5 protein-coding genes are annotated in these 3185 nt (G+C 68.7%); 4 read left to right on the top strand and 1 reads right to left on the bottom strand.

What is annotated here, in order from left to right; genetic code table 11:
* Positions 1–333, top strand: a 333-nt coding sequence (locus ACOADB_RS26170; protein WP_378605894.1) for a VWA domain-containing protein, incomplete at its 5' end; no start/stop codon positions are given.
* Here the strand turns inward: ACOADB_RS26170 and ACOADB_RS26165 are convergent.
* Positions 334–1038, bottom strand: coding sequence for a TetR/AcrR family transcriptional regulator (locus tag ACOADB_RS26165; RefSeq protein ID WP_378605891.1), 705 nt, complete (start codon positions 1036–1038; stop codon positions 334–336).
* Positions 1039–1132: 94 nt separating this feature from the next.
* Here ACOADB_RS26165 and ACOADB_RS26160 point away from each other — a divergent pair, with 94 nt between their 5' ends.
* The 3 genes from ACOADB_RS26160 to ACOADB_RS26150 form a co-directional block, all read left to right on the top strand.
* A complete protein-coding gene (locus ACOADB_RS26160) occupies positions 1133–2332 on the top strand; it encodes a lipid-transfer protein (RefSeq protein ID WP_378605888.1) in 1200 nt (399 codons plus the stop codon).
* Positions 2333–2376: 44 nt separating this feature from the next.
* Positions 2377–2811: an SRPBCC family protein gene (locus ACOADB_RS26155; RefSeq protein ID WP_378605885.1), complete on the top strand. Its 435-nt coding sequence runs from the start codon at positions 2377–2379 to the stop codon at positions 2809–2811.
* Positions 2812–2827: 16 nt separating this feature from the next.
* Positions 2828–3185, top strand: a 358-nt coding sequence (locus ACOADB_RS26150; protein WP_378605883.1) for an FAS1-like dehydratase domain-containing protein, incomplete at its 3' end; no start/stop codon positions are given.

Here is a 3185-nt window from a genome sequence, read left to right as displayed (position 1 = left end):
CTCGCGGCCAGTGCCAGCCACGCAGCGCTGTGGGGCCGCACCAACTACGGTCGCGTCTTCACGAAGTTCGCCGAGCAGCACGCCGACGCGCTGGGCCCGAAGACCACCCTGCTGATCCTCGGCGACGCCCGCTCCAACTACAGCGACCTCCACGAGGACACCCTCAAGCAGCTCGCCGGCTCGGTGAAGCGGTCGTTCTGGCTCAACCCCGAGCACGAGCGCAACTGGGGGACGGGTGACTCGGCCGCGCCGACGTACGGCGAGATCGTGCGGATGATCGAGTGCCGCAACCTCAACCAGCTCAGCGAGTTCGTGCACGAGCTCGCCTGGTGATCAGTCCCGCCGGGAGACCAGGGCCTGGTCCGGCGTCAGCGGCACGCCGAGGTGCTCGGCGTGGGACGACAGGACGCTCCACACCGAACCGGTGAGGAACGCGACGAGCTCCTCGGGGGTGCTCCGTGACTCCGGGTGCGCCACCCAACGGTTGACCGCACCGTCGACGAGCCCGACGATTCCGAACGCGAGGTTCTCGGCGGCGCCGGGAGGCGGCGGATCGGTGGACAGGTGCGAGAGCTCGGCCTCCAGGAGCTGGGCCAGGTCGCGAGCGATGGCGGTCCGGGTGCCGGTCACGACCCGTGATCCGGTACGACGGCGCGTGGCCGAGCCGGTGCCGAGGAACTGTTGCAGCCGGGGGTGCCCGGCCACCCAGCCCACGTAGGTCGCGCTCGCACCCTCGATCGCGTCCCGGATGGAGCCGGTCGCGTCGAGCGCCGGGGCGAGATCGGTCATCAGGTTGTCGACGATCCGGCTCCGGATCTGTTCGTCGAGGTCGTCGCGGTTCTCGAACAGGCGGTAGACGACCGAGCGGGGGACCGAGGCCCGGTCGGCGATGGCCGCCACTCCGATCGCTCCGCCCTCGGCGTCGATCGCCTCGATGGCTGCGGTGAGGATCCGCTCGTGCCGCTCGGCACGGTGGTCGTCCCACCGGGTGTTGCGGCCGTCCGGAGCTGTCTCGGGGTCGACCGTCGTTCGCGCCACGCGGGCACACTACCGCCGCGGGCTCTTGACTGGACAGGTTGTCCAACGTACTTTTGCCCGGACATCTTGTCCAAGGAACCGTAGGGAGCGCCTCATGGCGAACAAGGTCTATGTCGTCGGCGTCGGGATGACGAAGTTCGAGAAGCCCGGATCACGGGACTGGGACTACCCCGACATGGCCCGCGAGTCGGGCACCAAGGCACTCGAGGACGCGGGGATCGACTACCGCGAGGTGCAGCAGGCGTATGTCGGCTACGTCTACGGCGAGTCGACCGCAGGGCAGCGCGCCGTCTACGAGCTCGGCATGACCGGGCTGCCGGTCGTCAACGTCAACAACAACTGCTCGACCGGGTCGACGGCGCTCTACCTCGCGACCCAGGCGGTCCGCGGCGGTCTCGCCGACTGCACGCTCGCGCTCGGCTTCGAGAAGATGCAGCCGGGTTCGCTCGGTTCGATGTACGACGACCGCGAGCAGCCGCTGATGAAGCACCTGCTGGCGCTGGCCGAGCTGCAGGAGTTCGCGATGCCGCCCGCGCCGTACATGTTCGGGGCTGCCGGCAACGAGCACATGGAGCGCTACGGCACCACCGCCGAGCAGTTCGCGAAGGTCGGGGTGAAGAACCACCGGCACTCGGCGAACAACCCCTACGCCCAGTTCCAGGATGTCTACACGCTCGAGGAGATCCTCGCGTCGCGCCAGGTCTACGGCCCGCTGACCAAGCTGCAGTGCTCCCCGACCTCGGACGGTTCGGGCGCGGTGATCCTCGCGAGCGAGGCATTCGTCGACAAGCACGGCCTCGGCGACCAGGCCGTGGAGATCATCGGCCAGTCGATGGTCACCGACATGGAGGGCACCTTCACCGACAAGTCGGCCCAGTCGCTGGTCGGCAAGGAGATGTCGCGACGGGCGGCAGACGAGGTCTACGAGCAGGCCGGGATCAGCGCCGAGGACGTCGACGTCATCGAGCTGCACGACTGCTTCTCGGCCAACGAGCTGCTCACCTACGAGTCGCTCGGACTGTGTGCCGACGGCGACGCCGGCAAGCTCATCGACAACGACGACACGACGTACGGCGGCCGCTGGGTCGTCAACCCGTCCGGCGGCCTGATCTCCAAGGGTCACCCCCTCGGCGCGACCGGTCTCGCCCAGTGCAGCGAGCTCACCTGGCAGCTGCGCGGCACCGCCGACGCCCGGCAGGTCGAGTCCGCTGCCGGCAAGGACGGCGTCGCCCTCCAGCACAACATCGGCCTGGGCGGTGCCGTCGTCGTGACGGCGTACCGCAAGGCGCAGTGACCCCTCGAACGTCCACCTTCACCACCACCAACAGGAGAACAACCATGGCCAGCGTTTCCGTCACCCAGAACCTCCCCGTCGACCCCCAGACCGCGTGGGACAACCTGTCCAACCTCGCCGAGTGGGAGAAGTGGCTCTCCATCCACCAGAACTGGAAGAGCGAGCTGCCCGCCCAGATCACCGTCGGCACCCAGGTGACCGAGGTCGTCTCGGTGATGGGCATGGCGAACAAGATCGAGTGGACGATCACCGAGCTCGAGGCGCCGAACACCGTGACCATCGAGGGTCTCGGCATGGCCGGCGTGAAGATCAAGTTCGTCCTGTCCGTCGCCCCGGCCGACGGCGGCTCGACGGCGACCATCGACGCCGACTTCAACGGCGCGATGATCGTCGGCCCGATCGGCAAGGCAGTGGCCAAGAACGCCCAGGGCGACCTCGAGAAGTCGCTGGCGACGTTCGCCGACCTCGTCGCGGCCTGAAACGGACGACGAAGCGATGACGACGGCAGTGACCTTCGAGGACTCCGGGCTGGGCGAGTGGACCGAGGACCAGGTCTTCGAGGTCACTGCCGAACGGATCGCCGAGTACGCAGCGGCCACCAACGACCCGATCGAGGCGCATCTCCGCGGTGAGCTGGCTCCGCCGGTGTTCGCGGTGGTGCCGACGTTCTTCTCGCTGGCGCCGGCGGCTCTCGGCGTGGCGCCCGTGGAGCTGCTGATGAAGCTGGTCCACGGAGAGCAGGACTTCCACTTCCACCGGCCGATCCGGCCGGGCGACGTCCTCACGTGTCGCGCCCGGGCCACGGGCTACGCCGCGCTCAGCACCGGCTCCACCGTCACGGTGTACGCCGAGA

Origin of the sequence: Nocardioides sp. CPCC 206348 (genome assembly GCF_048654705.1) — a bacterium.
Classification (GTDB): domain Bacteria; phylum Actinomycetota; class Actinomycetes; order Propionibacteriales; family Nocardioidaceae; genus Nocardioides.
The sequence above is the reverse complement of the archived record's forward strand: the minus strand, read 5'-3'. Positions and strand labels throughout refer to the sequence as shown.